Origin of the sequence: Arenibacter nanhaiticus, from assembly GCF_900141935.1 — a bacterium.
Lineage (GTDB): Bacteria > Bacteroidota > Bacteroidia > Flavobacteriales > Flavobacteriaceae > Arenibacter > Arenibacter nanhaiticus.
In genome coordinates, this window is sequence record NZ_FQYX01000048.1 from 1 (window position 1) to 5,870 (window position 5,870).

6 protein-coding genes are annotated in these 5,870 nt (G+C 37.6%); all 6 read right to left on the reverse strand.

The features are described 5' to 3' along the window. On the reverse strand, positions 1-1,315 hold a 1,315-nt coding region (gene tnpC / locus BUA16_RS17200; RefSeq protein WP_072765961.1), incomplete at its 3' end, for an IS66 family transposase. A gap of 74 nt (positions 1,316-1,389) precedes the next feature. Continuing rightward, a complete protein-coding gene (tnpB, locus tag BUA16_RS17205; RefSeq protein WP_072765962.1) occupies positions 1,390-1,731 on the reverse strand; it encodes an IS66 family insertion sequence element accessory protein TnpB in 342 nt (113 codons plus the stop codon). Next, positions 1,731-2,012, reverse strand: coding sequence for an IS66 family insertion sequence element accessory protein TnpA (tnpA, locus tag BUA16_RS17210; protein ID WP_072765963.1), 282 nt, complete (start codon positions 2,010-2,012; stop codon positions 1,731-1,733). The genes tnpB and tnpA overlap by 1 nt, the downstream gene beginning before the upstream one ends. A gap of 42 nt (positions 2,013-2,054) precedes the next feature. Further along, positions 2,055-2,483, reverse strand: a complete 429-nt coding sequence (locus BUA16_RS17215) for a hypothetical protein (RefSeq protein WP_072765964.1) — start codon at positions 2,481-2,483, stop codon at positions 2,055-2,057. Then, positions 2,467-3,102, reverse strand: coding sequence for a DUF6610 family protein (locus BUA16_RS17220; RefSeq protein ID WP_072765965.1), 636 nt, complete (start codon positions 3,100-3,102; stop codon positions 2,467-2,469). The genes BUA16_RS17215 and BUA16_RS17220 overlap by 17 nt, the downstream gene beginning before the upstream one ends. A gap of 360 nt (positions 3,103-3,462) precedes the next feature. Further along, positions 3,463-5,238 carry an erythromycin esterase family protein gene (locus tag BUA16_RS17225; RefSeq protein WP_084668553.1) on the reverse strand — a complete coding sequence of 592 codons (1,776 nt, stop codon included), beginning with the start codon at positions 5,236-5,238 and terminating at the stop codon, positions 3,463-3,465. Positions 5,239-5,870: the final 632 nt, after the last annotated feature.

Genomic DNA, 5,870 nt, shown 5'->3' on the forward strand with positions numbered 1-5,870 from the left:
GGTTATTATCGATTTCCAGGATGCCGTCATAAAGATAGGTGCTGAGCTGGTCCCAACGGTTCATGGTATATAGGAAAGCTTTTCCGATGGGACTCTTGGGTAGGACCAGTTGCTGTTTCATCTGCTGGAACAACCATTTTCCAAATTCATTGATTACCGGTAGGGACTCCTCCAGTCTTAGGGCTTTTCGCTCCTTGGGATTTAGTTCCCTTTGCCTGGCACTGGCTTCTATCGCATAGAGCTTTTGGATAAAGGTCAAGGCTTTTTCCGCACGCTCTTTGTCATTGTCCTTCGCTTTATCGAATTCCCTTCTTGCATGGGCCCAGCAGTTTAGGTGGGTAACCCCTTCTCGTTTTCCTATTTTATCATAGGCCACATAGCCATCGGTCTGAAGATAGCCCTTGAAATCTGCCAATACATGCTTGGCAGCCTCTCGGCTACGTCCGGGCTGGTAATCAAAGAGTACGGTGCCATCAATGGGACAATGATGCACCCAATAATAGCCTTTATGGGTTTTTCCCTTTTTATTGGGGTCCATCACTTTTATAGTGGACTCATCACTTTGCAGGTATCCTTTGGAGCGAATATCCTCAAGGAGGTATTGGTAAAGGATGTCGATGATTTTAAGACTCTGTCTGGTCCAGCCCTCTAAGGTCGAGGAAGCTATGGGTATCTCCGCTCTTTTAAAGCGTTGCATTTGTCGATAAAGCGGGAGATGGTCCTGATATTTGTCCACTAAGATGGAGGCCAGCAATCCTGCCCCGGGAATGCCCTTTTCGATTACCCGCTCGGGAAGTACGCCGATTACCACTCCTTCTTTGTTTTTGGGGGCATACTTATAGCGGATGTAGCGTTTGATATAGTATTTGGCAGGCTCGTATTCCAGCTCATCGGTCACTTCTTCCCCGATACACACCATACCGGTAAGGTCCCCTTCAGGGTAGATCTTGATCTCTTCCACGGGCAGGTGGTCCGGAAGGGCCATTCTTCCCTTATGGGCCGATGTTCTTTTGCGGCGCTCATAAGTGAGTTTCTCTTTAAGCTCCCCTTCTTGTTTTTCCGCCTTTTCCGCTTCCATCTCAAAGGGAAGGCTCATCTGGTTCTTATCGCCCTCGAATCGTTCCCTTTTCTGGCCAAAGGCCAAGCGTTTGTAATAAGCCAGTTGAAATTCAAGCTCGGAAATCCTATGCTCTCTCTTGGCAAGATCGCCCTCAACTTTAGCCAATTTCCTGGCCTCCTTTTGCAAGGATTTTTCCTGTTTTTCAAGGAGTGCCAAAAGCTGTTCTTTGGTAAGGTTTTCTAGGGGTTCTTGCATGGTGTAAAGATACAAAAACCAACCCGTAGAAACTACTGAGACCCCTTGTTTTTATTGGTGTTCCATCACTTTTTTTATCTCGGATAACGGAGTTTCTGATGGGCCTCTTTTACTTGCAGCCCCTCAACCATAAGCACCAATTTGGACCAGGTCATACAATGGTTGTCCCCTGTAAAGACCGGGGGGCTGAAACTGCCCTGTTCCAGGCGTTTGTAATACAGCACAAAACCACCGGCCTCCCAGTGCAGGAGCTTGAGATGGGTGCGGTTTCGGTTCAAAAAAATAAATACATCCCCACTGGTCGGTTCCCTGCCCAGCTCGTTCTTGACCAGACCGCTCAGGCCATTGAACGATTTGCGCATGTCGCAGGGCCTTGGGTAAAAATAGTAGGTGTGGTAGGAGCTAAGGGCAAACATTAATAGAGCTTTAGTAGCTTGCTGATCAATGGAAGTTGTGAGGTGTCCAATCGTAGCCGGACTCCATTAGGGTAAATCAATTCTATGCTTCCCGTTATTTCCGATTTAGGATGGATGGCAACAAATCCCCCGCTCACGGATGCCTCCTCTTGTGCTTTCTTTTTCTTCCAGTAATAGAAGGTGGAGGGCAAAAGGCCCTTTTCCTTGCAAAAATCCCTACCGTTAAGGGAACTGTCCTCAAATTCCTCGATAAGGGCAAACATTTTCTCTTCCTTGCTCATTATATACTAATTTATGGGCAAAGCTAGATGCAGGAAATTAAGTTAACAATATGTGTTTGGTGGGATGCATACGTGGTAAAGGAGAAAAACCAAAATGATGCCATAAGCTATATAAAGTTGAATTTTTAATGAAGTTTGAACTGCATTTTTATCTCTGTGTTCTCCAAAATAATATTGTATATCTTTTAAATCTGAAGATTGTAGAAACTGTCTCTCGATATTTGATATTATTACTAAATTTCTATTATACCAATAATTGGAATCATATACATGTGCTATTACCCAAAGAGCTAAAAGTACAATAACAGCCACTGCAATATCTATTGGAATAAATCCCTTTTCTGCCAAAGCAATAAATGCAAACGAACCAACTAAAACACCAATTACTTGCCACACAATTTTATGGTGTCTATCGATGTCATTAAACATTTGTTCATACATCTTTAAAAGAAATTCATCTCTTCTGTCCATTGTAATTTTTCCAAATTTTATTGATGTTCAAGATACTATCTTTTAAACAATTTTCATATCCACCGACTTTATGTGGTACAAATTTATCTCCTACAAAGTAGTCACCAAATTTAGCATCTAAAGTAAATCTATTGCAATCTGCACTTACAACATTTAATTTTTGAGCTAATTTTCTTTGTACATCTGGCCTACCTCCGAGCAGGTGAACTTTTCTACCTATGAATTTTTCAACAGGGATTTCAGTTTTCCCATATTTTGAAGGTACGCTATAACCTAAAATATATTCTTTCGGAAGAATATCTAATTTGTTTATTAATTTTTTGTCTTTTGGAACTAAAATAATGTCATCACAAAATTCTTTTAATTGCCGAGCTTCTTTAAGTATGGACTCAAGGTCTTCAAGTTTTTCTATATCTCTAGCCACTGTCATCTTTGGACGAACTTTTTTTACTGCATCAAGGTGCTTTTGAAAATTATAATTTTTCCAATCAATATCTATAAAAGCAACATTTTTAAAAGTTTTGATGTCTCTTAGGTTAGTGTATCGAGCTCCAACTTCCCAACCTTCCTTATGTGCTAAATCCAGTACTTTTTTACTGTGATTTACAATTTTAATCATTTGTAAAATTTATCTTCATGAAAAATGTGGTCTAACGTCAGACTGTCTCAAAACCTCGCTTCAGGAATAAATTATTTGGGTAGGTGTCTTAGAGAAAATCCAAATACGCCATTCTCACGACGTTAAAATGAGTATTGAGACAGTCTGACGTTCTTGTGTATGATTTGGCAAGGTTTGACCAGTTTTGTGCCCTTGGGCGTGCTTACAATGGGATGATGCGTGGGGGTAAGCACTCTTGGCGGCCAGCAAAACTGGTTTGCTCGATTAGTCTCAGCCTTCATTAACCATTAATCCCAGTAATATTTTTCTTTCTACTAGGTAGCCTTGCTTAATTATACACGCTGTTAGCAACTGCCCTTTTCACTCGAATATTGGTTTGGTTGAATTAGTTTCTTTAATGAAAATCATCGTGTCAAAATTCTTGATTAATGGAAGATAATAAATATCCTCTTCCGATTCTTTTGAATAACCAATTAACCTTGTAGGGCCGATTATTTCATCTGTGGTTAGTTCATTTTTTAAGTCTGACATATCTATAACAAGCGAGTTGCCATTTTGAGATAGTTTACTTTCCCAAAACAAGCTATCGATAGGTTGAAATGATTCGGTCTTAAGTTCCTCCTTATAACTGTGGTCTCCGTTTATAAACTTTTCATCTATATAAGAATAACTCCCTTTCAAGGTTGTAAGTCCAATTGTGTAATAATCGCTATTGAACTCTTTTTTTAAGTTTCGACCCATTATCCCTATTTCATTGTCTGTGATAATTTCATTTGAAATATGTGCATTGTGAGCCCAAACAATAATTTTATTGTCTGTATTTTTTGCTAAAAACGATATTCTGTCCGCCATTATTTCATCTCGACTTTGGATTGGTTTTTTGTTTTTAATGTTTACATAGTTGATATATGTGTTTTTTCCATTGAATAGAATTTCCTTGATTGATTTAGTTATTTTTTTAGTTGATTCTAAATAATTTTCGATTTCTAAGATGTTATTGTAGATAGAGTTATTGACCTTATATTCTTTTTTTAAATTATCAGTTGAACTTTTTGCTATATTGGATTTCAATTCTTGCAAAAGCTTATTCAGCGTTTTATCATTTATTGGATTAATGTTGTCTTCAAGTAGTTCATAAAAAACCCAAAATGAATCGTCGCAACCTTTAAACTTAAAGTTATATTGAGTTTTATTTTCTTTATACCATTGTAAAAATGATTTCGTTTCTTGGGTTTGATAAATTGAAAATAGGTGTTTTCGCATTAGACTATCTAAGGGGGTTTCATCCAAGTTTTTGTTCAAGATTTCAATATCATCGTAGGGATTTTCTAAAACTACAAGATTATACCTTTTTTCTTCAATAAGTCTTTTGGTTATAATTTCTCTAAGTCGATAAAATTCTGAGGTTCCGTGCGTACTTTCGCCTATTGCAATTATCTTTTTGTCGCCTATTTTTTCTATCAAAGGGTCTAAACTATTACGCAGAGTTTCTTTGCTGGAAAAGTCCAATTTCCTGGAGGATTTTGATAAAGCTGATTCTAGTTCATTAGAATTGTAGTTTTCTAAAGTTAACTTTTTTGTTTCTTTTAATTCCTGAATGTCTTTGCCGTCAATACTCACTTTAAAGTCATCAAACCAAGCGATACCTTTTTTGCCTAAAATTCCGCCTACAAAGATTGTTTTTGCATTCGATGGAAAAGGAAGTTTTATAGAGTATTCTTTCCAATCACTTGTTCCCTTTATTTTTTGATTTTGCATTGATTTAAACGCCAAAGACCTTTTTTTTGAATTTCCATCAATACGCATTAGAAGCCCTACAAATCCTTTGACATTTTCGTATTTAATTTTACCAGAAAGAACTATAGTGTCTCCAACATAATTTGCGGGAATTCTATATGTGATACAGCCAAAGCTCCCATCTTTATCGGAAACAACTTTTCCAACAGAATTATTCTCGCTTAAAATTTCTCCTGTTAAATTTTCAAAATTCCCCCATTTAAACCATCCTGTGGGCATTTTTTCTTTTGCTGGTTCAAAATCGTTAAAGTTTAAATTGTATTTATTTTGACTGTTAATAGCTAATGGTATTAACATTAGAACAACTATAAGGTAAAATGTTTGTTTTATGATTTTCATATTTTAGCTGAATGCTTTTTAGGGTTGTTGCTAACTCGTTATATCAGTTTAATCTATACTGTTTATCGGCTTATTATTTTGGATAACAGCAATAATACTTTACAGATATCTATTTATAAATGGCAGTATCAATATTATAATATTAGTAGGTGAATGCCAAATTATATAGAAAGAAAATACAACAGTATTATGATGCTTTAGGGGAGGGATAGAGAATATGCTCTTGTGTGTTTTTTGAATTCCTGTTTCTGGCACAAAACGAACCGATATCTTTCTTCCTCTCTAAGAATACTTCTTTTGCTTTTTTGACCTTTCTTCATTTTTTCCATCCCCAATCGGTTAGAGTACCAGATTTTGGGGATTCCTATACTTCGTCCGAAAAGGGTTAGAATAGCGGAAAACTCCTTGTATTTGGAGGGTTTCCCGTCCCTAATCGGTTAGAGTTCGTCCTCAATTCCTTTGAGTTGGGGGAATGGGAAAGCGTTCCTGGCGTCCGCAATCCCTTTGTTTTCAATGGCTTTTTCCATCCTCAATCCCTTTGAGTTCGGTATGGGAAAGCGTTCCTGGCTATCCGCAATCTGTTAGCGTAACTGTAACCCCTTTGTATTCAGGAGATTTTTCCATCCGCAATC